Source organism: Burkholderia gladioli (assembly GCF_000959725.1).
Classification (GTDB): Bacteria; Pseudomonadota; Gammaproteobacteria; order Burkholderiales; family Burkholderiaceae; genus Burkholderia; species Burkholderia gladioli.
Genome location: NZ_CP009323.1, coordinates 2,690,344 through 2,716,038 on the forward strand (window position 1 = coordinate 2,690,344; position 25,695 = coordinate 2,716,038).

Sequence of the window (25,695 nt, forward strand, 5' to 3'; positions counted from 1 at the left end):
TCACGCGCGGGTCGCGCGCAGGATGGCGGCGTGATTGGCCAGCTCGTCCAGCGTGACGACGAATTCGAAGCCCTTGTCGTTCTCGCGCGTGACGCGAAATCCCAGCTTGCGATGGAAGGCGATGGACAGGCGGTTGGTGCGGTAGACGTGGCTCCTGAATTCGCGGATGCCGCGCGCGCCGGCCAGCTCGGCCAGCTGCGCCAGCAACTCGCCGAGCACCCCATAACCGCGATGCCGGGGGTGGATGCCGAACGCGCCGACGAACCAGCAGCTCGCCGATTCCGGACGCAGCATCGCGTAGGCCACCAGCTCGCCGTCGCGTCGCACTGAACGGATCTCGTAGGCGGCCAGTGCCTGCCGCAGCCGTTCGCGCTGGGCATCGGGATCGAAGGCGTCGCCGGCTTGCTCGGTATGCTCGCGCAGCGTCAGCGTATCGAACGCCAGCAGTTCCTCGACAGACGGCGGCAAGGGCTCGGTCGCGCGCATCACGATGCCGTCCTGGCGCGGGTGAAATGCTGCTCGATGGTCCTGCTGCCCCATTGCGTTCCCTCGTGTTCCTCGCTCAGCACGAAACCGAAGGACTCGTACAGATGGCGCGCCGCGTCCAGCCCCTTGAAGGTGCTGAGCCAGGTTTCGCGAAAGCCCTGCTGGTCGACGAAACGCATCGCCCGCGTCATCAGCTCGCGTCCCACGCCGCTGCCTTGCAGCGCCTCGTCGACGATGAACCAGCGCAGGCGCGCGATGCCCGTCTGGAGATCGCTGTCGATCGCGAGCGAGGCCAGCACGCGGCCTTGCTCGACATGCAGCCAGAGCGCCTTGCCCGCGGCCGGCAACTGGTTGGCGAATGCCGCCAGCTCGGTGGCCACCAGCTTTTCGAAGAACACCGGGAAGCCGTAATGCTCGGCGTAGAAGCGCGCATGCAGGCCGACGATGTCGCCGATGCAGCCCGGCAGGTAGCCCTCGACGATCCTCGAGGCCTCGGCGCGGGTAGGGGAGGGCTTGGCGTCGTTGTCCCGGGCCAGCGCATCGGCATAGAGCGCGAACGAGCGCAGCAGGTTCTGCTGGTCGGCCGGTGCCAGGTGGCGCAGCGCGTTCGACACCTGCTCGGTGGCGAAGCGGTCGATCCGGCTGCGCAGCCTCCTGCCCTCGGCCGTCAGGCTCAGCGCCGAGATGCGCGCGTCCTCGCTGTCGGCGTGTCGCTCCACGTAGCCTGCCGCCTCCAGGCGGGCGAGCTGCCGGCTGGTATTGGACTTGTCCAGGCGCAGCCGCTGCCCGAGGTCCTTGGCGCTGATGCCGGGCGCCATGCCGATTTCCAGGATCGCGTGCACCGCCGAGGGCGCGAGTTCGCTGTCGGCCAGCGTGGTGCGCATGAAGCCCAGCTCGCGCACCAGCTTGCGGGAGAAGTCCCGCAATTCGAGGATGGTCGCGTCGCGGCTCTGCTCGGGGAGGTCGATGAAATCCATGCTGGCGTCCAATGGTTGCGAGTCGCAACAGTATTGGTTGCGCTCCGCAACTCTGTCAAGACGAAATGCGTCATGCGTCGCCGGATCATGCCGCGCCCGCTATCGAAAAAGCGACCCGAAACTTGCAAAAACACGCGCGGCGGCAACAGCGCCCGCAGCCGGCGCGCCCGCCCACGCGCTCGCCCGGTTCCCCTGATTGCGGGCGCCCCGGCTTCCCGCAAGCTCATCGCAAGCCGTTGCTGCGCTGCAGCATTCCGGCCGCGCTCCATTTGAGCCGGTTTTTTTCGCTTGCGAGTATCCGCCCCATTCCGAAGCCGTCCGCGCGACGGCCCCATTCGACTCGACAATCTCAGGAGACGCGCGTGTTCCTTTACGGATTCGGCCCCGTCATCTGGGCGGGCACCGTGCAGACCATCGAGCTGTCGGTGCTGTCGCTGGCCGCCGCGGTGATCCTGGGCCTGCTCGGCGCCGTCGCGAAGCTGTCCGCCAACCGCGTGATGCGCGGCATCGGCACCGCCTACACCACCCTGATCCGCTCGGTGCCCGACCTGGTGCTGATGCTGCTGCTGTTCTACAGCATCCAGATCTGGCTCAACGACCTGACCGACCTGCTGGGCTGGGACCAGATCGACATCGACCCGTTCGTGGCCGGCGTGCTGACGCTCGGCTTCATCTACGGCGCCTACTTCACGGAAACCTTCCGCGGCGCCTTCCTGTCGGTGCCGCGCGGCCAGTTGGAGGCGGGTGCCGCCTACGGCATGAGCGGCCTGCGCGTGTTCACGCGGATCCTGTTCCCGCAGATGATGCGCTTCGCGCTGCCCGGCATCGGCAACAACTGGCAGGTGCTGGTGAAAGCCACCGCGCTGGTCTCGATCATCGGCCTGGCCGACGTGGTGAAGGCCGCGCAGGACGCCGGCAAGAGCACCTTCAACATGTTCTTCTTCATCCTCGTCGCGGCGCTGATCTACCTGGCGATCACGACGGTCTCCAACCTGGTGCTGCGGCAGCTCGAGCGGCGCTACTCGCTGGGCGTGAGGCACGCGGAACTATGATCGAGATCCTCCAGGAATTCGGCAAGGCCTTCCTGTTCTGGGACGGCCAGCGGCTCTCGGGCCTGGCCGTCACCTTGTGGCTGCTGGTCGCCTCGATCGGCATCGGCTTCGTCTGCGCGATTCCGCTGGCGGTGGCGCGCGTCTCGCGCAAGCGCTGGCTGTCGATGCCGGTGCGCGCCTATACCTACGTGTTCCGCGGCACGCCGCTCTACGTGCAACTGCTGCTGATCTACACCGGCATGTACAGCCTGGAGTTCGTGCGATCGCACTCGCTGCTCGACGCCTTCTTCCGCAGCGGCTTCCATTGCGCGATCCTGGCCTTCGCGCTGAACACCTGCGCCTACACCACCGAGATCTTCGCCGGCGCGATCCGCGCCACCTCGCACGGCGAGGTGGAGGCCGCGCGCGCCTACGGCATGGGCGGCTGGACCCTGTATCGCCGCGTGATCCTGCCCTCGGCGCTGCGCCGCGCGCTGCCGCTCTACAGCAACGAGGTGATCCTGATGCTGCATGCCACCACGGTCGCCTTCACGGCCACCGTGCCCGACATCCTGAAGGTGGCGCGCGACGCGAACTCCGCCACCTACATGGCGTTCCAGTCGTTCGGGATCGCCGCGCTGATCTATCTTGCGGTATCGTTCGCACTCGTCGCGGCGTTTCGCCGGGCCGAGCGCCACTGGCTCGCGTATCTCGCGGCCGGCCGTCATTGAATCGACCTCATCCCGGGAGACGCCAGTTGGTAGAGACCACGCAGCCGAACGCCGCCAGCAAGCTGGCGGCCCACGACATCCACAAGCGCTACGGCGACAACGAGGTGCTCAAGGGCGTCTCGCTCGACGCCAAGGCCGGCGACGTGATCAGCATCATCGGCGCCAGCGGCTCGGGCAAGAGCACCTTCCTGCGCTGCATCAATTTCCTCGAGCGGCCCAATGCGGGGCAGATCGTGGTCGACGGCGAGACCGTGCGCACCAGGGCCGACAAGAGCGGCGCGCTGGAGGTGGCCGACCACAAGCAGTTGCAGCGCATCCGCACCAAGCTCGCGATGGTGTTCCAGCACTTCAATCTGTGGGCGCACATGAACGTGCTCGAGAACGTGATGGAAGCGCCGCTGCACGTGCTGGGCCTCTCCCGTCGCGAGGCCGAGGAACGCGCGCGCGAGTACCTGGAGAAGGTGGGCCTGCCGCCGCGCGTCGAGAAGCAGTATCCCTCGCATCTGTCGGGCGGCCAGCAGCAGCGCGTGGCGATCGCCCGCGCGCTGGCCATGCATCCCGACGTGATGCTGTTCGACGAGCCCACCTCCGCGCTCGATCCCGAGTTGGTGGGCGAGGTGCTGAAGGTGATGCAGAAGCTGGCCGAGGAAGGCCGCACCATGATCGTGGTGACGCATGAGATGGGCTTCGCGCGCAACGTCTCGAACCACGTGATGTTCCTGCACCAGGGTCGCACCGAGGAGCAGGGCGATCCCGCCGAGGTGCTGTCGCGTCCGCAGAGCGAGCGCCTCAGGCAATTCCTGTCGGGCAGCCTCAAGTAAGGGGCGGCGCGGTGGTGGCAGCGATCGGTCGTCCCGGCGGCGCGGCGCGCGCGACGCAGGTCGCGATCGTCGCGCTGCCGCCCGTGTCGATGTCGGGCGTGGGCCCGATCGTCGATGCACTCGCGCTGGCCAACGAGATCGAGGGCCGGGCGCTCTATCGCTGGCAGGTCTGCTCCTGGGACGGCAAGCCGGTGCCGCTCGCGGGCGGCGCGAGCTGGCACGCCGACGCGGCCTTCAACGACGCTGTCGCCTGCGACTGGCTGATCGTGGTGAGCGAGCGCTTCCAGCAGTTCGCCGACTACCGCCTGTTCCTCGCCAGCCTGGCGCGGGTGGGCCAGCGCACGCCGCTGGTCAGCGGCATCCATCACGGCGTGTGGTGGCTGGCGATGGCGGGGCAACTGGCCGGCTATCGCGTGGCCGTGAACTGGGAGACCTACCAGCAGTTCGCCGAGCAGTTCGAGCGCACCATCGTCACCCAGCAGATCTACGAGATCGACCGCGATCGCGCCACCTGCGCGGGCGGCCAGGCCAGCATCGATTTCATGCTGGCCATGATCGGCCGCGACCACGGTCCCGAGCTGCCCGAGCGGATCGCCGACGCGCTCGGCTGCGGCACGCCGCGCAGCGGCGAGTCGCGCCAGCGGATTCCCTTCGTGACCGCGCCGGGCGAGCGCCATCCGCGCCTCAACGATGCGCTGCAGCTGATGGAGGCGAACGTCGAGGACCCGCTCACCACCGACGAGATCGCGTCCCTGGTCGGCATCTCGCGACGTCAGCTCGAGCGGCTGTTCCGCCAGTATCTCGGCGCGATGCCGTCCAAGTACTACCTGAACCTGCGCCTCTTGAAGGCGCGCACGCAACTGCAGCGCACCAGCAAGTCGGTGGTGCAGGTGAGCCTGGCCTGCGGCTTCTCCTCGGCCGCGCATTTCTCGAACGCCTACCGCGAGCGCTTCGGCGTGACGCCGCGCGAGGATCGCCGCGCCTGGCTGGAGAAGCAGCATGGCGGCGCGAGCGAGCCGCGCGCCGGCGCGCTGGTGGAGCGCGGCGACGAGGATTGACGCGGCGGGGGCCGATGCCGCCAGGCTTGCGGCGTCGCCGCCGGGGCATGTTTCGTGATGCCGGCCGGCGCCGCGCGCCCGGCGCGAGGCGCCCCCGGCCAAGCCGATAGAACCCGTCGCAATTGCGCAAGACGTATCGCGCCCCGTTGCCTACACTGAACGCTGTGATTTCTGGACCAAGGAACCGCCATGACCTCCGAGAACGTGACCCGACAGACTTTCGATGACGTGATGGTGCCGGTATTCTCGCCGGCCCCGTTCGTGCCCGACCGCGGCGAGGGTTCCCGCGTCTGGGACACCGCCGGCAAGGACTACGTCGATTTCGCCGGCGGCATCGCGGTGACCGCGCTCGGCCACGGCCACCCGGAAGTGCTGAAGGTGTTCGAGGCGCAGGGCCGCAAGCTCTGGCACATCGGCAACGGCTACACCAACGAACCGGTGCTGCGCCTGGCCCGGCGCCTCGAGAGCCTGACCTTCGCCGATCGCGCCTTCTTCGCGAACTCCGGCGCCGAGGCCAACGAGGCCGCGTTGAAGCTGGCGCGCCGCGTCGCCTTCGATCGCTTCGGCGAGGACAAATACGAGATCGTCTCGTTCGCGCAGTCCTTCCACGGCCGCACCTTCTTCACGGTCAGCGTGGGCGGCCAGCCGAAGTATTCCGACGGCTTCGGCCCGAAGCCGGCCGGCATCCACCATCTGCCCTACAACGACATCGAGGCCGCGCGCGCCGCGATCGGCCCGCGCACCTGCGCGGTGATCGTCGAGCCGGTGCAGGGCGAGGGCGGCGTGATCCCGGCCGATCCGGCCTTCCTGAAGGCGCTGCGCGAGGCCTGCGACGCGCACGGCGCGCTGCTGATCTTCGACGAGGTGCAGACCGGCGTGGGCCGCACCGGCCACTTCTACGCCTACATGGACACGGGCGTGACGCCCGACATCCTGACCACCGCCAAGGCGCTCGGCAACGGCTTCCCGATCGGCGCGATGCTGACCACCGAGGCACTGGCCGCGCACTTCAAGGTGGGCGTGCACGGCACCACCTACGGCGGCAACCCGCTCGCCTCGGCGATTGCCGACAAGGTGGTGGAACTGGTCAGCGACCCGAAGCTGCTGGCCGGCGTGGCCGAGCGCGGCGAGCGGATCCGCGCCAAGCTGCGCGAGCTCGACGGCAGGCACGGCCTGTTTAGCGAGATCCGCGGCAAGGGCCTGCTGCTCGGCGCCGAGCTGAACCCGGCCTTCGAGGGTCGCGCCAAGGACTTCGTCACGGCCGCCGCCGAGCACGGCGTGATCATGCTGATTGCCGGGCCCAACGTGCTGCGCTTCGTGCCCTCGCTGGTGATCCCGCTCGAGGTGCTCGACGAGGGCCTCGAGCGCTTCGCGCGCGCGGTCGACGCGGTGGTTGCGGCGATCGCCGCGGGCCGCTGAGTCCCGCCTTCCTCCGTCCACAGGAACGACGATGCTATTCGTACGCCCCGGCAGGCTTGCCGATCTCGACGCGCTCGCGCAGATGGCCCGCACCGCGCGGCCGGTGCTGCATTCGCTGCCGCACGACCGTCGCGCACTGGAGGCGCGCGTGGCGCTGTCCGAGGATTCGTTTCGCGCCGACGCCGATTTCCCCGGCGAGGAGTTCTACCTGTTCGTGCTGGAGGACAGCGAGACGGGGCGCCTGCTCGGCACGGCCAGCATCGTCGCCGCGGCGGGCTATTCGGAGCCGTTCTACGCGTTCCGCAACGACGCGCTGATCCACGCCTCGCGCGAACTGCACGTGAACCGCAAGATCCACGCGCTGACCATGTCGCACGAGCTGACCGGCAAGAGCCGGCTGGCGGGCTTCTACGTCGATCCCTCCCTGCGCGGCGACGCGGCGGCGCACCTGGTGTCGCGCGCGCGCATGATGTACATCGCCGCGCATCGCCGCCGCTTCACGCCCGAGGTGTTCTCGCTGCTGCTCGGCGTGACCGACGAGAACGGCGCCTCGCCGTTCTGGGAGGCGGTGGGCCGCAAGTTCTTCCGGCGCGACTTCGCCGACATCGAGGTCGAATCGGGCGGCCGCAGCCGCACCTTCATCGCCGAGGTGATGCCGGTCTATCCCGTCTACGTGCCGTTGCTGCCGGAAGCGGCGCAGCGCGTGCTCGGCGAGCCCAACCAGCACGGCCTGCTGGCCTACGACATCCATCTCGAGGAAGGTTTCGAGCCGGATCGCTACGTCGACATCTTCGATGCGGGCCCGGTGCTGACCGCGCAGATCGATCGCACCGCCTGCGTCACGCATAACGGCGCGCGCACCGTGCGCAATGCCGGCCAAGCCGGCAGCAGCGCCGATGCCGATGCCGCCGGCCTCACCCACCTGGTGGCCACCGGCGAGGGCGACGCGTTCCGCTGTGTGCTGGCCGACCTGCCCGACGCGGCCGCGGGCAATGCGATCGACGCGCCGCTCGACGCGGCCGCGCGCGCCGCGCTCGGCGTGGTGGACGGCGACACCGTGCGCTGCGTGCCGCTGCATCGCCGCGACGAGACCAACACGCTTTCGGGAGACGCACGATGATCGTGGTTCGCGTGGTACAGACCGGCGACGTCGATGCGCTGGTCGCGCTCGCGCAGGAAACCGGCCCGGGTCTGACCACCTTCAAGCCCGACCGCGAGGCGCTGGCCGCGCGCATCGAGCGCGCGCGGCGCACCATCGACGGCGCGGCCTCGCCCGCCGAGGCCGGCTACTTCTTCGTGATGGAGGACACCGCCAGCGGCGATATCGCCGGCGTGTGCGGGATCGAGACCGAGGTCGGCCTGGCCCAGCCCTTCTACAACTATCGCGTCAGCACGGTGGTGCATGCCAGCCAGGACCTGGGCGTGTGGACCCGCATGTCGCTCTTGAACATCTCGCACGACCTGACCGGTTATGCCGAGGTCTGCTCGCTGTTCCTGAGCCCGCGCTATCGCACCGCCGGCGTGGGCGGGCTGCTCTCGCGCTCGCGCTTCATGTTCATCGCGCAGTTCCGCGAGCGCTTCCCGGAGCGGATCTGCGCCGAGTTGCGCGGCCATTTCGACGAACACGGCAGCTCGCCGTTCTGGCGCGCGGTCGGTTCGCACTTCTACCAGATCGATTTCAACGCCGCCGACTACCTCAGCTCGCACGGCCGCAAGTCCTTCCTGGCCGAGCTGATGCCGCGCTTTCCCGTCTATGTCGATCTGCTGCCGCAGGACGCGCAGGACTGCATCGGCCTGACCCATCGCGACACGCTGCCGGCGCGCAAGATGCTCGAGGCCGAGGGCCTGCGCTACCAGAACCACGTCGACATCTTCGACGCCGGCCCGGTGCTCGAATGCCACGTTGGCGACCTGCGCACGGTGCGCGACAGCGTGCTGGTGCCGGTCGAGATCGGCACGCCCGAGGCGGGCGAGGGCGCGCCGCGCGCGCTGGTCTCGAACACCTCGCTGGCCGACTTCCGGGTCGGCATGGCCAGCGGCGCCGTCACCGAGGCGGGCCGCTTCGTGCTGAGCGCCGAGGACGCCGCCGCGCTCGGCGTGGCCGCGGGCGAGACGCTGCGGGTCTACGCGCTGAAGTCACAACCGAGATAACACCATGTCCGAACTCTTCATCGACGGCGACTGGGTCGCCGGCAGCGGTCCCGAATTCTCCTCGCGCAACCCCGGCACCGACGAGGTGGTGTGGCAGGGCGCCGGCGCCTCGCCGGCCGACGTCGACTTCGCCGTGGCCAGCGCGCGCCGCGCCTTCGCGGCCTGGTCGGCGCTCGACTTCGAGGCGCGGGTGGCGATCGTCAAGCGCTTCGCCGCGATCCTCGGCGAACGCAAGGAGACGATCGCCGCCGCGATCGGCCGCGAGACCGGCAAGCCGCTGTGGGAAGCGCGCACCGAGGTGGCGACCATGGCCGCCAAGGTCGAGATCTCGATCACGTCCTACCACGAGCGCACCGGCGAGAAGCGCACCGCGATGGCCGACGGCACGGCCGTGCTGCGGCATCGCCCGCATGGCGTGGTGGCGGTGTTCGGGCCGTACAACTTCCCCGGCCACCTGCCCAACGGCCATATCGTGCCGGCCCTGATCGCCGGCAACACGGTGGTGTTCAAGCCTTCCGAGCTGGCGCCGGGCGTGGCGCGCGCCACCGTCGAGGCCTGGCGCGACGCGGGGCTGCCGGCCGGCGTGCTGAACATGGTGCAGGGCGAGAAGGATACCGGCGTGGCGCTGGCCAATCATCGCCAGATCGACGGGCTGTTCTTCACCGGCAGCTCGGACACGGGCACCCTGCTGCATCGCCAGTTCGGCGGCCGGCCCGAGATCGTGCTGGCGCTGGAGATGGGCGGCAACAACCCGCTGGTGATCGGCGAAGTGGCCGATCTCGATGCGGCCGTGCATCACACCATCCAGTCGGCCTTCCTGTCGGCCGGGCAGCGCTGCACCTGCGCGCGCCGCATCTTCGTGCCGGAAGGCGCGGATGGCGAGCGTTTCCTGGCGCGCTTGGTCGAGGTCACGGCGCGGATCCGCGCCGGTCGTTACGACGCCGAGCCGCAGCCCTTCATGGGCGCGGTGATCTCGGCGCGCGCGGCCTCGCGCCTGGTCGAGGCGCAGGCCTCACTGCTGGGCGCCGGCGCGCAGGCGCTGATCGCCATGGAGCAGCGCGACCCGAAGCTCGGCTTTGTCAACGCGGCGATTCTCGACGTCACGGCGGTGCGCGATCTGCCGGACACCGAATATTTCGGCCCGCTCGCGCAGGTGATCCGCTACGGCAGCTTCGACGAGGCCATCGCGCTGGCCAACGACACCGCCTACGGCCTGTCGGCCGGGCTGCTGTCCGACGACGCCGATGCCTGGGCGCATTTCCAGCGCAGCATCCGCGCCGGCATCGTCAACTGGAACCGGCCGACCAACGGCGCGTCTTCCGCCGCGCCGTTCGGCGGCACCGGCCGCTCGGGCAACCATCGGCCCAGCGCCTATTACGCGGCCGACTACTGCGCCTACCCGATGGCCTCGGTCGAGAGCGAACGGCTGAACATGCCGGCAAGCCTCTCGCCCGGCCTCCATTTCTGAGCAGGAAACGACCATGAACGCAACGCGCAACGCCATCGAGGCGAATTTCGACGGGCTGGTCGGCCCGACCCACAACTACGCGGGGCTGTCGTTCGGCAACGTGGCCTCGCTGAGCAACGAGAAGTCGGCGGCCAACCCGAAGGCCGCCGCCAAGCAGGGGCTGCGCAAGATGAAGCAGCTCGCCGATCTCGGCTTCGCGCAGGGCGTGCTGCCGCCGCAGGAGCGCCCGTCGCTGCGCCTGCTGCGCGAGCTGGGCTTCTCGGGCAAGGACGCCGACGTGATCGCCAAGGCCGCCAGGGAAGCGCCCGAGCTGCTGGCGGCCGCGAGCTCGGCCTCGGCGATGTGGACCGCCAACGCGGCCACCGTCAGCCCCTCGGCCGATACCGGCGACGGGCGGGTCCACTTCACGCCGGCCAACCTGTGCAGCAAGCTGCATCGCGCGATCGAGCACGAATCGACGCGCCGCACGCTGTCGGCGATCTTCGCCGACGAGTCGCGCTTCATGGTGCACGACGCGCTGCCCGGCACGCCGGCGCTCGGCGACGAGGGCGCGGCCAACCACACGCGCTTCTGTGCCGAATACGGCAGCGCCGGCGTCGAGTTCTTCGTCTACGGCCGCAGCGAATACCGGCGCGGGCCCGAGCCCAAGCGCTTCCCGGCGCGCCAGACCTTCGAGGCGAGCCGCGCGGTGGCGCAGCGCCACGGCCTGGCCGAGGACGCGACCGTCTACGCCTTGCAGAACCCCGATGTGATCGATGCGGGCGTGTTCCACAACGACGTGATCGCGGTCGGCAATCGCGACACGCTGTTCTGCCACGAACTGGCCTTCGCCGAGCGCAAGTCGGTGTACGACACGCTGACCGCCTCGCTCGCGGCGCGCGGCGCGCGTCTGAACGTGATCGAGGTGCCCGAGGCGGCGGTGAGCGTGGCCGACGCGGTCGGCTCCTACCTGTTCAACAGCCAGCTGCTGTCGCGCGCCGACGGCTCGCAGGTGCTGGTGGTGCCGCAGGAATGCCGCGAGAACGAGCGCGTGGGACGCTATCTCGACGCGCTGGCGGCCGGCAACGGGCCGATCGGCGAGGTGCTGGTGTTCGACCTGCGCGAGAGCATGAAGAACGGCGGCGGCCCGGCCTGCCTGCGCCTGCGCGTGGTACTGAACGAGGCCGAGCGCGCCGCGGTGCGGCCGAACGTGTGGATCGACGACGCGCTGTTCGGCTCGCTCGACGCCTGGATCGAGAAGCACTATCGCGACCGCCTCGCGCCGTCCGACCTGACCGACCCGGCTCTGCTCGACGAGTCGCGCACCGCGCTCGACGAGCTGACGCAGATCCTCAAGCTCGGTTCGCTGTATGACTTCCAGCGCTGATCGCGGCGGCGCGTCCGCCTGGCTCGACGATTTCCTGGCCTTCACGCTGGCCGGCGGGACGCCGGACACACGCGAGGGCGTCTGCGCCGGCGGGGCGGTGCGCTACGCCTGGCGAGGCGAGGGCCTGCTGGAACTTGGTCCGGCAGCTTCGGCGGCGGGGGCCGCGGCGTCGGCCAGCCTGCTGGTATCGGCCGGTGTGCACGGCGACGAAACCGCGCCGATCGAACTGCTGTCGATGATGGTGCGCGACCTGGCGCGCGGCGCGCTGCCCTTGGCGAACCGCCTGCTGGTGGTGCTGGGCCACCCAGCGGCGATGCGTGCCGGCACGCGCTACCTCGACGACGACCTGAACCGCCTGTTCAACGGCCGCCACGCGCAGCGCGAAGGCAGCCGCGACGCACCGCGCGCGGCCGCGCTCGAGGCCGCGGCGCGCGAGTTCTTCGCCGCCGCCCCCGAGTCGCGTCAGGCGCGCTGGCACCTCGACATGCACACGGCGATCCGCGCCTCGGCCTTCGAGCAGTTCGCGCTGCTGCCGCATATCGGCGAGCCGCCGGCGCGCGCCATGATCGACTGGCTGGCGCGCGCGCGGATCGCGGCCGTGCTGCTGCATACCGAGCCCGGCAATACCTATTCGCAGTTCTGCGCGAGCGCCTGCGGGGCGCTGGCCTGCACGCTGGAGCTCGGCAAGGTGCGCCCGTTCGGCCAGAACGATCTGTCGCGCTTCGCCGGCGCCGACGCGGCGGTGCGCGCGCTGGTCGCGGGTGAAGTCGGCAGCGCAGCCGGGGACGCCGCCGCCGCGGCGCCCCTGTTGCCGCGCGTGTTCACCGTGATCGGCCAGCTCACCAAGCAGAGCGAGGCTTTCGAGCTGCTGGTGGCCGGCGACGTGGCGAATTTCACGCCGCTGGCGCGCGGCACCCTGGTCGCGCGCGACGGCGACTATCGCTACCTGGTCTCGCACGACGAGGAGCGCATCGTGTTCCCGAACCCGGCGGTCAAGCCGGGCCTGCGAGCTGGGCTGATGGTGGTGGAGACCACCGAGGCCACGCTGGCCTCGCTCGGCTGAAGGCGGCCCGGCGCGGTTTGGCTCGATGCGGCGCGGCCCTTCGCGCGCCGCGTCGCGCGGCAAGCCGGCCCGCTCGCGGCGGGGCGCGGCGCGCTCGGCGGTACAATCGCGCCCTTGCGGCGTTTTCCGCCGCATCACGGCTTGACCCGTGCGTAGTGTCCGGGCGCCCGTCCCACGAGGGCGCGCGCCCGTTTGTCCAAGAACCGATCTGTATCTCGAGGAGAACCTTCCGATGAAGTTGAACTGGCGAAAGATGGCCGCGGGCGCGGTGGCGACGGCCGCCGCGATGTCCCCCCTGTCCGGCGCGAGCGCCGCCGACCTGAAGCAGATCCGCTTCGGCGTCGAGGCCTCGTATGCGCCGTTCGAGTACAAGCTGCCCGACGGCAAGCTCGCCGGTTTCGACATCGATGTCGGCAATGCCGTGTGCGCGAAGCTGAAGGTCAAGTGCGTGTGGGTCGAGAACGACTTCGACGGCCTGATCCCGGCGCTGCAGGCCCGCAAGTTCGACGCGATCAATTCGGACATGACGATCACCGACCAGCGCAAGAAGGCGGTCGCGTTCACCGATCCGATCTACTCGATCCCGAACCAGCTGATCGCGAAGAAGGGCAGCGGCCTGCTGCCCACGCCCGCCTCGCTCAAGGGCAAGCGCGTCGGCGTGCTGCAGGGCACGATCCAGGAGTCCTACGCCAAGGCGCGCTGGGCCCCGGCCGGCGTCGAGGTGGTGCCCTACCAGACCCAGGACCTGGCCTACGAGGACCTGAAGTCGGGCCGCCTGGACGCCACCTTCCAGGATTCGGAAGCGGCCGCCAAGGGCTTCCTGGCCAAGCCGCAGGCCGCCGGCTTCGCGTTCGCGGGCCCGCAGGTGGTCGATGCCGAGATCCTCGGCTCGGGCGTCGGTTTCGGCCTGCGCAAGAACGACACCGACCTGCGCAACGCCATCAACGGCGCGCTGAAGGACCTGAAGGCCGACGGCACGATCGACAACCTGGCGAAGAAGTATTTCAGCGTGCCGGTGGTGCTGAAGTAAGCCGCCGCAGCCAGCGACAAGAAAAAACCGGCCGCTCCCGTCAGGGGGCGGCCGTTTTTTTTGTCTGTCGCGGGCAGCGGGCGCGGCTCAGTGCGCCTCGCCGTCCCGCAGCGAGAAGAAGCGGCTCAGCTCGGCGCCGATATTGTTGAGCACCGCCATCTCGCGATGGGCGATGCGCTGGGTGCGCTGCGGGCCCGACCAATCGCCGTAGAGCAGGGCCGCGCAGTGATCGCCGCTGCGCACCGGCAGCAGCACGAAGCCGTGCACGTCGGGCAGCGCGTCGCGGTACCAGGCGGGCAGGCGGCGGCGCATCTTCGGCTCGTGCGCGTCCTCGATGAAGATCCCGACCGAGTTCGAGATCGCCAGGTGGAACACGTCGGGCTCGAAGGTCTCGTGAAAGCGCATGCGCGGCAGCGCGGCCTCCACGCCGAAACCGAAACCCAGCCTGGCCAAAAACACCCCGTCGGCATCGCGCACGAACATGATGGTGCGCGACAGCGCGAGGCCCGCCAGCACGCTTTCGGAGGCCAGCGCCAGCACGTGTTCCTGCTGGTTCTCGGTGGGCAGCGCGCGCAGGTCGGCCAGCCCGGTGTCGAGCGTGGCCTGCGGCTCGGCGGCCGCGCGTTCGAGCGCCGCCGCGTTGGCGCGCAGCGCCACGATCTCGCGCAGCACCGTGTCGCTGGCCTCGTCGTGGGCCAGCTCGCGGGCGATACGCACCAATTCGTCGGGCTCGATCTCGAGCGTGGCGGCGAAGCGCTGGGCCAGCGCCAGCAGGCGCGTGTCGCGCTGGCCGGCGCTCAGGCCCGGGGTGGTCATCACCGCGGCCACCTCGGTCGAGCAGTCGCTGACCGCGCGCAGCCACTGGATGCTTTCCGTGCTGGTTTCGTCGGCCGGGTCGAACGGCGCGATGCTGGCGCGGATCGACTCGGGCAGGCGCCAGCGCAGCGCGGCCTCCCGGCCGATCTCGTCGAAGCCCACGCCCAGCACGTCGACGCAGGCCGCGGCGTCGTTGCCGCCGAGTTCGGCCGCGCGGCGGCGGATCGCGTCCCACTCGCTGTCCAGGTAGAACACCACCAGCAGCTTGCCGACCTGGCGCATCAGGGTGCAGACGATCGCCTCCTCGCCGGCGCGCAGCTCCGCATCCTCGGTCAGGCTGCGCGCCACGCAGCCCGAGAGCAGCGCGCGGTTCAGCTCCAGCTTGGCGTCGATGCGCTGCGAGGCGCCCTGATGGAAGTGGTCGACCAGCTTCAGGCCGACCACCAGGTGGCCGACCGCGTCCATGCCCAGCACCATCAGGGCGCGGGTCACGGTGGTGATGTTGCCGCCGAACGCGATGTACATCGCCGAGTTGGCGAGCCGGATCACCTTCTGCGTGAGCGCGAAATCGGACAGCACCACGCCCACCAGCGCGGTGAAGTCGAGGTTGTCGTTGTCGATCGCGGCCATGGTCGCGCGCAGCGAATCCGACAGCATCGGAAAATCGCCGCGGTCGTTCATGCGCGCCCACAGCTTGTCGAGCAGCGCCGCTTTCGGCAGGTGTTCGGTGTATGTCGTCATACGGTTAATGGCTCGGTGCCGGCCCTCAGGCCGTTTCGCGCAGGTGAAGCAGACGAGCCTCGAAACGCTGGGCGAGTTCGTCGGATGGTAGCGCACGACACACGAGCCAGCCCTGGATATGGTCGCAACCCATTTCCGTCAGCAGTGCGCGCTGGGCCTCGGTCTCGACGCCTTCGGCGACGAGTTCGAGGTCGAGCGTCTGCGCAAGTCCGACGACGGCCGACACGATCGCGCGATCATTGCGCGACGTCAACAAATTTTCGACGAAACTGCGGTCGATCTTCAGGCGCGCAAGAGGAAAACGTTGCAGGTAGGCGAGGCTGGAGTAGCCGGTGCCGAAGTCGTCGACGGCAAAACGAATCCCCAGCGCGGCCACCTCCTCGAGCAGGGCCTTGGCGCCGACCGGGTCGTGCATCAGCAGGCTCTCGGTGATCTCCAGCACGATGCGCTGCGGGCTGATGCCGGTCAGCGCGATCGCCTCGCGCACGCCCTGCACGAAGCGCGGGTCGCGAAACTGCTGCGGCGAGACGTTGACGGCCACGTATTCGAGCACGATGCCCTGGTCGTCCCAGGACACCAGCTGCATGCAGGCGGCCTTCAGCACCCAGTTGCCGAGGTAATGAATCAGGCCGATTGATTCCGCCAGCGGGATGAAGGTGGCGGGCGGCACCAGCCCGTGCACCGGGTGGTGCCAGCGGATCAGCGCCTCCACGCCGGCCACCGCGCCGCTGCGGCTTTCCGTGATCGGCTGGAAGTGCAGCGAGAATTCGCCGTTGCGCACGCCGTCGTAGAGATCGGATTCGAGCTTGAGCCGCTCGGCGTCGGTCGGGTCGGCCGCGCTCTGGTGGAAGGCCAGGGTATTGCCGCCGAGCGCCTTGGCCTGCGTCAGCGCGTGGTCGGCGCGGCGCAGCAGCGGGCTGTGATGATGCGGGCGGGTGGCGGCCGGGCGCTCGTCCGGGTACAGCGCGATGCCGATGCTGGCCGACAGGTGCACCGACTGGCCGTCGTAGCGGTAGGGCGGCTGGATCGCCGCCTGCAGGCGCCGCGCCAGCGTCTGGGCGCGCTCGCGCGCGGCCTCGCGGTCGGGCGCGTTGAACACGATCGCGAACTTGTCGCTGGCCACCCGCGCCAGCCGCTCCTCGTCGGCGATCGCGCCGCGCAGGCGCTGGGCGGTGTCGCGCAGCAGCATGTCGCCGGCGTCGTAGCCGAGCCCGCGGTTGATGCGCTGGTAGTCGTCCAGGTCGAGCAGCAGCAGGGCCGCGCAGCGGCCGTCCTCGTCAGCCGCGCGCTGCGCCTCCATCAGCCCGGGGATCAGCGCCGACAGGTTGTCGAGCCCCGTCATCGGGTCGTGGTGCATCTCGTAGGTGAGGCGCGCCTCCAGCGCGCGCCAGGCCGACACGTCGAAGGCGGCGATCGCGTAGCCGTCGACGCCGGCGTGATGGCTGCGCACCGCGCGCAGTTCCACGTCGAGCGGATAGGTCAGCGACTTGACGATGCAGACCGTGGCCTTCTCGACATGGCCGGTCTGGCTCGCCCGGGCGAGCAAGGCCTCCAGCGTCGCGGTATCCTGCTCGGGGATCAGGTCGCGCAGGGTCAGCGTGCGCAGGTAGTCGCGGTGATAGCCGATGAAACGCAGGCTGGCTTCCGAGACGTAGAGGAAGCGCAGGTCGCGGTCGACGTGGGCAAGAAAATCGACCGCGCCGACGGTCTGTTCGAGCCAGTGGCGGACGGTATCATCGTCGCGTGGCGCGCTGGCCCGGGCTGGCATCAAGGCGCCGCCGGACCAGGCGAGTCGGCGCAGCGCGCGTAGGGCGTGACGCCAGGTGCGCTTGTGCGGCGACGTGTTCCTGTTGGCTTCCATGTTTCTCGCTGGCTGGTGAGGCTGGAACCGTTGGTTCGGTTGCAATAACGGCTATCGGCTCCGATTCTTTAGCCAGTGGTGCGGTACTGGTATGCAAATCGCTTGATTTGGCTGGCGATTCGTTCGACAGGCGAACGAGCGGGGGCGGGACACTCTCGGACTTTATTGAAAACGAGGAACAAAATGAAGCGGAAAATTCTGTCGACCCTGGCCGTGGCGGCGCTGGCCATGCACGCGCTGGCCGCGCAGGCGGTGCTGAAGGCGGGCGACGCGGCGCCCGATTTCACCACGCAGGCCTCGATCGGCGGCAAGACCTACGACTATTCGCTGGCCGACCAGTTGAAGAAGGGCCCGGTGGTGCTGTACTTCTACCCGGCCGCCTTCACCACCGGCTGCACCATCGAGGCTCATGCCTTCGCGGATGCGGTGGATGACTACAAGAAGTACGGCGCGACCGTGATCGGCGTGTCGGCCGACAAGATCGACACGCTGACCAAGTTCTCGGTCAGCGAGTGCCGCAGCAAATTCCCGGTGGCCGCCGACCCGGACGCGAAGATCATCCGCGAGTACGACGCCAAGCTGCCGGCCGTGGACCGCGCCAACCGCGTGTCCTACGTGATTTCGCCCGAAGGCAAGGTGCTCTACGAGTACACCAGCATGTCGCCGGACAAGCACGTGGAGAACACCATGAACGCGGTCAAGGCCTGGGCGGCTGCCCACAAGACGCAGTAAGCGCGGCCGCGAGCCGGACAAAAAAGCGCCCTTCGGGCGCTTTTTTCATGGAGGGCAGGCGACGCGCTTCAGGCGCGCAAGGCCTGCTCGATCGGGCTGCCGCCGCCGATGAAGCCGATGATCTTGCGCGAGATGCCGAGCTTGATCGCCTCGACGGCGGCCCAGGCGACATCCTGGCGGGCCACCGGCGTGGCGTCTTCCTGCCAGCGGTCGGTCAGCGCGATCTTGCCGACGCCGGGCTGGTCCGACAGCGGGCCGGGGCGCAGGATCACGTAGTCGACGCCGGAGGCGATCACGCGATCGTCGCCCTCGCGCTTCATGCGCGAGTAATGGGCCAGCTCGGCGGGGCCGCGCTCGGGTTCGTAGGCGCTCAGCGAGCTGATCACCACCAGTTTCTGCAGGTTGGCGGCCTTGGCGTATTCGGCGGCGCGGCCGACCGCGTCGCGGTCGATCGCGGCTTCCTGGGCCTCGCCTTCCGATTCGGCCGAGCCGGCCGCGTAGATCGCATGGCTGATGCCCTGGAACGCGGCCGAGAAATCGCCGTTCAGGTCGGCCACCACCGGCTTCGCGCCGGGCAGGGCGAAGCCGGGCCGGCGCGCCAGCGCCGTCAGTTCGAAATCCCGCTGCTTGAGCAGCAGGTCCGCGAGCGCATGGCCGGTCCGGCCGGTCGCGCCGATCAGCAATACCTTCATCGACATGGAACCGCTCCTTCGTGACGCCGCGTCCTCGCCGGCCGCGCCGGGCGACGCAGGATCCACCAGTGTATGCCGAATCCGTCCCCGCACGCAGGCGTGGGCGGTGGCGCCCGGCCGGATGGCCGAGGGCGGTGGATCGACCGATATCTTACAGAATGCCCACGGCAAGGCGATGGCGAGGAAGCGGCGGCGCGGCAGCGGAGAAGGGCGCCGCGATGCAATGGGATGCGAGCAGCAGGCGAGAGGACGACGGCGCCGCGTCTTCAGCCGATCGCGCGTTCCATCACCAGCAGTTCGCCGGTGAAGCGCGGCTGGCTCACGCGCGAGCACAGCGCGAAGCCCTCGCGCTGCCAGAACGCCACCGCGCGCGGATGGCTCGACACGGCGGCCAGCCGCAGCCGCGTCGCGCCCCAGCCGCGCGCGAGCGTCTCGATCAGGCCCAGCGCGGCGCGGCCGTGGCCACGGCCCTGCCGCGCCTGGTCGAACAGCAGCAGGCCGAGGAAGGCGCAGTCGGGCTCGGGGTGGGCGCGGATCAGGTCGGCGCAGCCGATGGTTTCGGCGCCGAGTTCGAAGCCGAGCATGAACTTGTCGGCCGCGCGCTTGCCGGGCGGCATGCCCTCGAAGAAGTCGTCGACATCGTCCTGGCAAGGCATGCGGCCCTCGACGGCCAGCGTATAGACCGGGGCGGCCAGGAACAGGCGCAGCACGGCGGCCTCGTCGGCCTCGCGCGTGAGCGCGCGCATCGTCAGCGCGTCCGCTTCGAGGTGCGTCGCGGCGCGGGCGGTTTCCCGCTGGCTCATCGCGGCGCGCGCCTCATTCGCTCGCGCCGGCCGGCCGCGGCGGCGGCATGCGGCGCGCGCGGCGCCGCTCGGCGGCCACGCGGATGCGGTCCATGTACAGGTAGACCACCGGCGTGGTGTAGAGCGTCAGCACCTGCGAGACGATCAGCCCGCCGACGATCGCGATGCCCAGCGGCGCGCGCAGCTCGGCGCCGTCGCCGTGCCCGAAGGCCAGCGGCAGCGCGCCGAGCATGGCGGCCATGGTGGTCATCATGATCGGCCGGAAGCGCAGCCGGCAGGCCTCGTGGATCGCGTCGAACGAGGAACGGCCCTGGCGCGTGGCCTCGATCGCGAAGTCCACCATCATGATCGCGTTCTTCTTGACGATGCCGATCAGCAGGATCACGCCGATCAAGCCGATGATGCCGAACTCGGTCTTGAACAGCAGCAGGCCGAGCAGGGCGCCCACCCCGGCCGAGGGCAGGGTGGAGAGGATCGTCACCGGGTGGATGTAGCTCTCGTAGAGCATGCCCAGCACGATGTAGATCGCCGCGATGGCCGCCGCGATCAGCAGCAGCTGGTCCTGCAGCGCCTTCTGGAAGGCCTGCGCGGTGCCCTGGAAGCTGCCGGTGATGGTGGGCGGCATGCCGAGCTCGGCCATGGTCTGGTAGATCACCCGGGTGGCGTCCGACAGCGCCACGCCCGGCGGCAGGTTGAAGGAGATGGTGGTGGCCACGAACAAACCTTGGTGGCTGACCGACAGCGGCGTGGTGGCCGGCCCGAAGCTGGCGATCGCCGAGAGCGGCACCATGGTCGACTTCGAGGTCGAGACCGCCGCGCCCGAGGAGGCGCTCGACTTGCCGGTGGCCGCGATCGAGTTGAGCGCCGCGTTGCGCGCCGAATCGGAGGCGATCGCCGCCGCGCTGCTGGTGCTGGTGCCGGCCGTGCCGGTGCCCGCCGCGCTGCCTGCCACGAAGGTGCCGGCCGTGGCGTTGGTGGAGGACGAGCCGCTGGCCGAGCCGCCGGTGGTGCTGATCCAGATCTGCTTGAGCATCTCGGGGTCCTGCCAATACCGCGGCGCGACCTCCATCACCACGTGGTACTGGTTCAGCGGGTTGTAGATGGTCGAGACCTGGCGCTGGCCGAAGGCGTCGTACAGCGTGTTGTCGATCTCGGCCGGCTGGATGTTCAGGCGCGCGGCGGTGGCGCGGTCGATGTTGACCATCGCCTCCAGGCCGCCCTGCTGCTGGTCGGAGTTGACGTCGGCCAACTGCGGCTTGCCCTGCAGCGCCTCGGTCAGCTTCGGCCCCCACTGGTAGAGTTCGGCGGTGGAGTCGCCGAACAGCGTGAACTGGTATTGCGCGTTCGACTGCCTGCCGCCCACGCGCAGGTCCTGGGCGGCCTGCAGGAAGGTGCGCGCGCCGGCCACGCGCGCCAGGCGCGGGCGCAGCTGGGCGATCACCTGGTCGGCCGAGAGCTTGCGGCCGGGCTTGTCCTTGAGGGTGATGAACATGAAGCCGGCATTGGTCGCGCGTCCGCCGCTGAAGCCGGCCACGGTGGCCACGTTCGGGTCCGATTGCACGATCTTCATCATCTCGGTGAACTTGAGCTTCATCGCCTGGAACGAGGTCGACTGGTCGGCCTGGATGCCGCCGATCAGCATGCCGGTGTCCTGCTGCGGGAAGAAGCCCTTGGGGATCTTCACGTAGAGCAGCACGTTCAGCGCGACGGTGGCCACCAGCGACAGGATGATGAGGCGCGGATGGCGCAGCGCCCACACCACGGTGACGTCGTAGCCGCGCTGCAGGCGCGCGAAGCCGCGCTCGAGCCAGCGTCCCACGCGCCCTTCCTCGCGCTTGGGATCGTGCTCGGGCAGCAGGCGCGCGCACATCATCGGCGTGAGCGTGAGCGAGACGAACAGCGAGACGAAGATCGCCAGCGACAGCGTCAACGCGAACTCGCGGAACAGCCGCCCGACGATGCCGCTCATCAGCAGGATCGGCAGGAACACGGCCACCAGCGACAGGCTGATCGACAGCACCGTGAAGCCCACCTCGCGCGCGCCCTCGAAGGCGGCCTGCAGTCGCGGCTTGCCGCTCTCGATATGGCGCGAGATGTTCTCCAGCACCACGATCGCGTCGTCGACCACGAAGCCGGTGGCGACGATCAGCGCCATCAGCGAGAGGTTGTCGAGCGAGAAGCCGAGCAGGTACATCGCGCCGAAGGTGCCGATAATCGAGATCGGCACCGCCACGCTCGGGATCAGGGTGGCGCGCCAGTTGCGCAGGAACAGGAACACCACCATCACCACCAGGCCCACCGCGATCAGCAGGGTGTGCTCGGTATCGGTCAGCGAGGCGCGGATGGTGCGCGAGCGGTCCAGCACCGGCGCCACGTCCACGTCGGCCGGCATGCCGGCGGTGAGCTGCGGCAGCGAGGCCTTGACGCGATCCACCGCGTCGATGATGTTGGCGCCCGGCGAGCGGTAGAGGATCACCAGCACCGCCTTCTTGCCGTTGGCCAGGCCCACGTTGCGCAGGTCCTCGACCGAGTCGACCACGCTGCCCACGTCGTCGAGCCGCACCGCCGCGTTGTTGCGGTAGGCGATCACCAGGTCGCGGTACTGCGAAGCCTGGGAGGCCTGGTCGTTGGTATAGAGCTGGTAGTGGGCGGGCCCGTATTCGATCGCGCCCTTCGGGCTGTTGGCGTTGGCCGAGGCGAGCGCGGCGCGCACGTCCTCCAGGCCGATGCCGTAGTGGAACAGCGCGTGCGGCTCGAGCTCGATGCGCACCGCCGGGTTGGCCGAGCCCGACACGTCCACCTCGCCGATCCCCTCGATCTGCGAGAGCGCCTGCTGCAGCACGGTGGAGGCCGCGTCGTACAGGCGCGCCGGCGAGGCCGTGTCGGAGGTGACGGCCAGCACCATGATCGGCGAGTCGGCCGGGTTGACCTTCTTGTAGGTGGGGTTGCTCTTGAGGCTGGCGGGCAGGTCGGCGCGGGCCGCGTTGATGGCGGCCTGCACGTCGCGCGCGGCGCCGTCGATGTCGCGGTCCAGCCCGAACTGCAGAATGATGCGCGCGCTGCCCACCGAGCTGGTCGAGGTCATCTCGGTGACGTCGGCGATCGAGCCCAGGTGCCGCTCCAGCGGGCTGGTCACGCTGGTGGCGACCGTGTCGGGGCTGGCCCCGGGCAGCGAGGCCGACACCGAGATGGTCGGGAAGTCCACCTGCGGCAGCGGCGAGACCGGCAGCCGGACGAAGGCGAACAGGCCCGAGAGCGCGATTCCGAGCGCGAGCAGGGTGGTCGCGATCGGGCGCTCGATGAACAGGCGCGACAGGTTCATTTACGCGCCCGTTCCGTTGCCGCCGGCGGCCGGCCGGCGCCGTTCGAAGGCCTGCCGCACACGGCGCGCCAGCGAATCGAAGCCGAGGTAGATCACCGGCGTGGTGAACAGCGTCAGCACCTGTGAGACGATCAGGCCGCCGGCGATCGCGATCCCCAGCGGCTGGCGCAGCTCCGAGCCCGCGCCCGAACCGACGATCAGCGGCACCGCGCCGAGCAGGGCGGCCAGGGTGGTCATCAGGATCGGCCGGAAGCGCAGCAGGCAGGCCTGGTAGATCGCCTCGCGCGGCGACTTCCCTTCGTTGCGCTCGGCCTCGAGCGCGAAGTCGATCATCATGATCGCGTTCTTCTTGACGATACCGATCAGGAGCACGATGCCGATGATGCCGATGATGTCGAGGTCGTGGCCGGTGATCATTAGCGCGAGCAGCGCGCCCACCCCGGCCGAGGGCAGGGTGGAGAGGATCGTGATCGGGTGGATGTAGCTCTCGTAGAGCACGCCCAGCACGATGTACATGGTCACGATCGCGGCCAGGATCAGGAACAGCTGGTTCGACAGCGAGGACTGGAAGGCCAGCGCCGCGCCCTGGAAGCGGGTCTGGAACGAGGCCGGCAGCCCGATCGCCTTCTCGGCGGCGGTGATGGCATTGACGCCCTCGCCCAGCGAGGCGCCCGGCGCGAGGTTGAAGGACACCGTGGCGGCCGGGAACTGGCCGAGGTGGGTGACCAGGAGCGGCGCGGGGCGCTCGTGGAACGTGGCGATCGAGGACAGCGGCACCTGGCCGCCGCCCGAGGCCGGCAGGTAGATGCTGTTGAGCGATTCCACGTAGTGCTGCATCTGCGGCTCGGCTTCCAGGATCACGCGGTACTGGTTCGACTGCGTGAAGATGGTCGAGACGATGCGCTGGCCGAAGGCGTCGTAGAGCGCGTTGTCGACGGTGGCCGGCGTGATGCCGAAGCGCGCCGCGGTGGCGCGGTCGATCTCGACATAGACCGACTTGCCGTTGGCCTGCAGATCGGTGGCCACGTCGGCCAGCGAGGGCTCCTTCTGCAACTGCTGCATCAGCTTGGGCACCCAGGTGGCGAAGTCGTCGGGGTTCGGGCTGGTCAGCAGGAACTGGTACTGGGTCGGGCTGACCGTCGAGTCGATGGTCAGATCCTGCACCGGCTGCATGTAGAGCTGGATGCCGGGCAGGTTCGCCACCTGTTTCTGCAGGTCGCGGATGATCTGCGTGGCCGATTCGCTGCGGTCGTCGCGGTTCTTCAGGTTGATCAGCATGCGCCCGCTGTTGAGCGTGATGTTCGAGCCGTCCACGCCGATGAAGGAGGTCAGGCCGTCGACGTTCGGATTCTTCAGGACCTCGGCGGCCAGTGCCTGCTGCCGCTCGGCCATCGAGCCGTAGGAGACCGCCTGCGGCGCCTGGGTGATGGCCTGGATCACGCCGGTGTCCTGCACCGGGAAGAAGCCCTTGGGCACGTACACGTAGAGCAGGGCGGTCAGCGCCAGGGTCAGCAGGGCCACCACCAGGGTCGAGCGCTCGCGCTCCAGCACCCAGCGCAGCGCCGTGCCGTAGCGCGCGATCACCTTGTCGATCACCACGTGCACGCGCGTCTCGAAGCGGTGCTCGCCCTTGGGCGGGGTGTGGCGCAGCAGCTTCGCGCACATCATCGGCACCAGGGTCAGCGAGACCACCGCCGAGATCACGATGGTCACCGCCAGGGTGATCGCGAACTCGTGGAACAGCCGGCCCACCACGTCGCCCATGAACAGCAGCGGGATCAGCACCGCGATCAGCGAGACCGTCAGCGAGATGATGGTGAAGCCGATCTGCCTCGATCCCTTGAGCGCGGCCTCCAGCGGCCCCTCGCCCTCCTCCACGTAGCGCGCGATGTTCTCGATCATCACGATCGCGTCGTCGACCACGAAGCCGGTGGCGATGGTCAGCGCCATCAGCGAGAGGTTGTTCAGCGAGAAGCCGGCCAGGTACATCACCGCCAGCGTGCCGATCAGCGAGAGCGGCACCGACAGGCTCGGGATGATGGTCGCGTAGATGTTGGCCAGGAACAGGTACATCACCAGCACCACCAGCACCACCGCCAGCGCCAGCTCGAACTGCACGTCGCGCACCGCGGCGCGGATCATGGTGGTGCGGTCGGTGACGATCTGCACGTCGAGCGCGGCCGGCAGCGTCTCCTGCAGCTTGGGCAGGATCGCCTTGATCGCGTCGACGGTCTGGATCACGTTGGCGCCCGGCTGGCGCTGCACGTTGACGATGATCGCGGGCTCGGAATCGACCCAGGCGCCGAGCTTGGTGTTCTCGGTGCCGGCGATCACCTTGGCCACGTCGGTCAGCATCACCGGGCGGCCGTTCTTGTAGGCCACCACCGCGTCGTTGTACTGGTCGGCGCTGGTCAGCTGGTCGTTGGCGTTGATCGTGTAGGCGCGCGTCGGGCCGTCGAAGTTGCCCTTCGGCGTGTTGACGTTGAGGTTCGAGATGGTGGTGCGCAGGTCGTCCAGGTTCAGGCCGTATTGCGCCAGCGCCAGCGGGTTCGCCTGGATCCGCACCGCCGGCCGGTTGCCGCCCGACAGGCTCACCAGGCCCACGCCCGAGACCTGCGAGATCTTCATCGCCAGGCGCGTGTCGGTCAGGTCCTGCACCTGCGAGAGCGGCAGCGTCTTGGAGGTGATCGCCAGCGTGAGGATCGGCGCGTCGGCCGGGTTGACCTTGGCGTAGATCGGCGGCGCGGGCAGGTCCGAGGGCAGCAGGTTGCCGGCCGCGTTGATGGCGGCCTGCACTTCCTGCTCGGCGATGTCCAGCGGCAGGTCCAGGCTGAACTGCAGGGTGATCACCGAGGCGCCGGCCGAGCTCTGCGAGGACATCTGGTTCAGCGAGGGCATCTGGCCGAACTGGCGCTCCAGCGGCGCGGTCACCGAGGAGGTCATCACCTCGGGGCTCGCGCCGGGGTAGAAGGTCTGCACCTGGATGGTCGGGTAGTCGACCTCGGGCAGCGCGGCCAGCGGCAGGAAGCGCAGCGAGACCAGGCCGGCCAGCATGATGGCCGCCATCAGCAAGGCGGTGCCGACCGGGCGAAGAATGAATAGACGTGACGGATTCATCGATCAGGCG

General features: G+C 69.3%; 20 protein-coding genes. 12 read left to right on the forward strand and 8 right to left on the reverse strand.

The genetic code is table 11. The features are described from left to right. Together BM43_RS29100 and BM43_RS29105 are read right to left on the reverse strand one after the other, a co-directional pair. Positions 1 to 486, reverse strand: coding sequence for a GNAT family N-acetyltransferase (locus tag BM43_RS29100; RefSeq protein ID WP_036030166.1), 486 nt, complete (start codon positions 484 to 486; stop codon positions 1 to 3). Further along, positions 486 to 1,463: a bifunctional helix-turn-helix transcriptional regulator/GNAT family N-acetyltransferase gene (locus tag BM43_RS29105; RefSeq protein WP_036052241.1), complete on the reverse strand. Its 978-nt coding sequence runs from the start codon at positions 1,461 to 1,463 to the stop codon at positions 486 to 488. The genes BM43_RS29100 and BM43_RS29105 overlap by 1 nt, the downstream gene beginning before the upstream one ends. 362 nt (positions 1,464 to 1,825) lie before the next feature. On the opposite strand from BM43_RS29105, the gene BM43_RS29110 reads away from it, so the two are divergent. The 11 genes from BM43_RS29110 (at position 1,826) to BM43_RS29160 (ending at position 13,601) form a co-directional block, all read left to right on the forward strand. Continuing rightward, entirely contained in the window at positions 1,826 to 2,515 is a 690-nt protein-coding gene (locus BM43_RS29110; protein ID WP_013697177.1) for an ABC transporter permease, read from the forward strand. Continuing rightward, a complete protein-coding gene (locus BM43_RS29115) occupies positions 2,512 to 3,225 on the forward strand; it encodes an ABC transporter permease (protein WP_013697178.1) in 714 nt (237 codons plus the stop codon). Before BM43_RS29110 ends, BM43_RS29115 begins: the two co-directional genes overlap by 4 nt. 26 nt (positions 3,226 to 3,251) lie before the next feature. Further along, a complete protein-coding gene (locus BM43_RS29120) occupies positions 3,252 to 4,046 on the forward strand; it encodes an ABC transporter ATP-binding protein (RefSeq protein WP_036052239.1) in 795 nt (264 codons plus the stop codon). Between the two features lie 11 nt (positions 4,047 to 4,057). Continuing rightward, entirely contained in the window at positions 4,058 to 5,104 is a 1,047-nt protein-coding gene (locus BM43_RS29125) for a GlxA family transcriptional regulator (RefSeq protein ID WP_013697180.1), read from the forward strand. Positions 5,105 to 5,293: 189 nt separating this feature from the next. Continuing rightward, positions 5,294 to 6,523 carry an aspartate aminotransferase family protein gene (locus tag BM43_RS29130; protein ID WP_036052237.1) on the forward strand — a complete coding sequence of 410 codons (1,230 nt, stop codon included), beginning with the start codon at positions 5,294 to 5,296 and terminating at the stop codon, positions 6,521 to 6,523. Positions 6,524 to 6,554: 31 nt separating this feature from the next. Further along, on the forward strand, positions 6,555 to 7,643 hold the full coding sequence (gene aruF, locus BM43_RS29135; RefSeq protein WP_036052235.1) for an arginine/ornithine succinyltransferase subunit alpha: 1,089 nt from the start codon (positions 6,555 to 6,557) through the stop codon (positions 7,641 to 7,643). Continuing rightward, a complete protein-coding gene (gene astA, locus BM43_RS29140; RefSeq protein ID WP_017919320.1) occupies positions 7,640 to 8,674 on the forward strand; it encodes an arginine N-succinyltransferase in 1,035 nt (344 codons plus the stop codon). The genes aruF and astA overlap by 4 nt, the downstream gene beginning before the upstream one ends. 4 nt (positions 8,675 to 8,678) lie before the next feature. Then, entirely contained in the window at positions 8,679 to 10,142 is a 1,464-nt protein-coding gene (astD, locus tag BM43_RS29145) for a succinylglutamate-semialdehyde dehydrogenase (protein ID WP_036052233.1), read from the forward strand. Positions 10,143 to 10,155: 13 nt separating this feature from the next. Beyond that, positions 10,156 to 11,508, forward strand: a complete 1,353-nt coding sequence (gene astB, locus BM43_RS29150) for an N-succinylarginine dihydrolase (protein ID WP_036030150.1) — start codon at positions 10,156 to 10,158, stop codon at positions 11,506 to 11,508. Then, on the forward strand, positions 11,492 to 12,571 hold the full coding sequence (astE, locus tag BM43_RS29155) for a succinylglutamate desuccinylase (RefSeq protein ID WP_036052231.1): 1,080 nt from the start codon (positions 11,492 to 11,494) through the stop codon (positions 12,569 to 12,571). The genes astB and astE overlap by 17 nt, the downstream gene beginning before the upstream one ends. A gap of 232 nt (positions 12,572 to 12,803) precedes the next feature. After that, positions 12,804 to 13,601, forward strand: a complete 798-nt coding sequence (locus BM43_RS29160; RefSeq protein WP_036052228.1) for an ABC transporter substrate-binding protein — start codon at positions 12,804 to 12,806, stop codon at positions 13,599 to 13,601. 87 nt (positions 13,602 to 13,688) lie between these two features. Here BM43_RS29160 and BM43_RS29165 read toward each other — a convergent pair whose 3' ends face one another. Beyond that, positions 13,689 to 15,158 (reverse strand): HDOD domain-containing protein, encoded by a 1,470-nt coding sequence (locus BM43_RS29165; RefSeq protein WP_036052225.1) that lies wholly within the window; start codon positions 15,156 to 15,158, stop codon positions 13,689 to 13,691. Between the two features lie 25 nt (positions 15,159 to 15,183). Beyond that, positions 15,184 to 16,926: a cyclic di-GMP phosphodiesterase CdpA gene (gene cdpA / locus BM43_RS29170; protein ID WP_196251368.1), complete on the reverse strand. Its 1,743-nt coding sequence runs from the start codon at positions 16,924 to 16,926 to the stop codon at positions 15,184 to 15,186. Between the two features lie 276 nt (positions 16,927 to 17,202). Between cdpA and BM43_RS29175 the strand changes: the two genes are divergently transcribed. Further along, complete coding sequence (locus BM43_RS29175) at positions 17,203 to 17,751, forward strand: peroxiredoxin (protein ID WP_013697190.1); 549 nt, start codon at positions 17,203 to 17,205, stop codon at positions 17,749 to 17,751. A 68-nt stretch (positions 17,752 to 17,819) separates the two neighbouring features. Here the strand turns inward: BM43_RS29175 and BM43_RS29180 are convergent, their stop codons facing one another. The 4 genes from BM43_RS29180 to BM43_RS29195 all read right to left on the reverse strand — a co-directional run bounded on the left by BM43_RS29180 (position 17,820) and on the right by BM43_RS29195 (position 25,685). Next, entirely contained in the window at positions 17,820 to 18,449 is a 630-nt protein-coding gene (locus tag BM43_RS29180) for an SDR family oxidoreductase (protein WP_036052222.1), read from the reverse strand. Between the two features lie 260 nt (positions 18,450 to 18,709). Further along, entirely contained in the window at positions 18,710 to 19,246 is a 537-nt protein-coding gene (locus BM43_RS29185) for a GNAT family N-acetyltransferase (RefSeq protein WP_052409167.1), read from the reverse strand. Between the two features lie 13 nt (positions 19,247 to 19,259). Next, positions 19,260 to 22,568, reverse strand: coding sequence for an efflux RND transporter permease subunit (locus tag BM43_RS29190; protein ID WP_036052219.1), 3,309 nt, complete (start codon positions 22,566 to 22,568; stop codon positions 19,260 to 19,262). Further along, the gene (locus BM43_RS29195) at positions 22,569 to 25,685 is read right to left on the reverse strand and encodes an MdtB/MuxB family multidrug efflux RND transporter permease subunit (RefSeq protein ID WP_036052217.1); all 3,117 of its coding nucleotides are present in this window, start codon (positions 25,683 to 25,685) and stop codon (positions 22,569 to 22,571) included. Between the last annotated feature and the right edge of the window lie 10 nt (positions 25,686 to 25,695).

What these genes read in the sequence shown, in the direction of transcription:
- BM43_RS29100 (WP_036030166.1), bottom strand. Translation starts at nt 486, where the DNA reads ATGCGCGCGACCGAGCCCTTGCCGCCGTCTGTCGAGGAACTGCTGGCG.
- BM43_RS29105 (WP_036052241.1), bottom strand. Translation starts at nt 1,463, where the DNA reads ATGGATTTCATCGACCTCCCCGAGCAGAGCCGCGACGCGACCATCCTC.
- BM43_RS29115 (WP_013697178.1), top strand. Translation starts at nt 2,512, where the DNA reads ATGATCGAGATCCTCCAGGAATTCGGCAAGGCCTTCCTGTTCTGGGAC.
- BM43_RS29130 (WP_036052237.1), top strand. Translation starts at nt 5,294, where the DNA reads ATGACCTCCGAGAACGTGACCCGACAGACTTTCGATGACGTGATGGTG.
- aruF (WP_036052235.1), top strand. Translation starts at nt 6,555, where the DNA reads ATGCTATTCGTACGCCCCGGCAGGCTTGCCGATCTCGACGCGCTCGCG.
- astA (WP_017919320.1), top strand. Translation starts at nt 7,640, where the DNA reads ATGATCGTGGTTCGCGTGGTACAGACCGGCGACGTCGATGCGCTGGTC.
- astD (WP_036052233.1), top strand. Translation starts at nt 8,679, where the DNA reads ATGTCCGAACTCTTCATCGACGGCGACTGGGTCGCCGGCAGCGGTCCC.
- astB (WP_036030150.1), top strand. Translation starts at nt 10,156, where the DNA reads ATGAACGCAACGCGCAACGCCATCGAGGCGAATTTCGACGGGCTGGTC.
- astE (WP_036052231.1), top strand. Translation starts at nt 11,492, where the DNA reads ATGACTTCCAGCGCTGATCGCGGCGGCGCGTCCGCCTGGCTCGACGAT.
- BM43_RS29160 (WP_036052228.1), top strand. Translation starts at nt 12,804, where the DNA reads ATGAAGTTGAACTGGCGAAAGATGGCCGCGGGCGCGGTGGCGACGGCC.
- BM43_RS29165 (WP_036052225.1), bottom strand. Translation starts at nt 15,158, where the DNA reads ATGACGACATACACCGAACACCTGCCGAAAGCGGCGCTGCTCGACAAG.
- cdpA (WP_196251368.1), bottom strand. Translation starts at nt 16,926, where the DNA reads ATGCCAGCCCGGGCCAGCGCGCCACGCGACGATGATACCGTCCGCCAC.
- BM43_RS29175 (WP_013697190.1), top strand. Translation starts at nt 17,203, where the DNA reads ATGAAGCGGAAAATTCTGTCGACCCTGGCCGTGGCGGCGCTGGCCATG.
- BM43_RS29180 (WP_036052222.1), bottom strand. Translation starts at nt 18,449, where the DNA reads ATGTCGATGAAGGTATTGCTGATCGGCGCGACCGGCCGGACCGGCCAT.
- BM43_RS29185 (WP_052409167.1), bottom strand. Translation starts at nt 19,246, where the DNA reads ATGAGCCAGCGGGAAACCGCCCGCGCCGCGACGCACCTCGAAGCGGAC.
- BM43_RS29190 (WP_036052219.1), bottom strand. Translation starts at nt 22,568, where the DNA reads ATGAACCTGTCGCGCCTGTTCATCGAGCGCCCGATCGCGACCACCCTG.
- BM43_RS29195 (WP_036052217.1), bottom strand. Translation starts at nt 25,685, where the DNA reads ATGAATCCGTCACGTCTATTCATTCTTCGCCCGGTCGGCACCGCCTTG.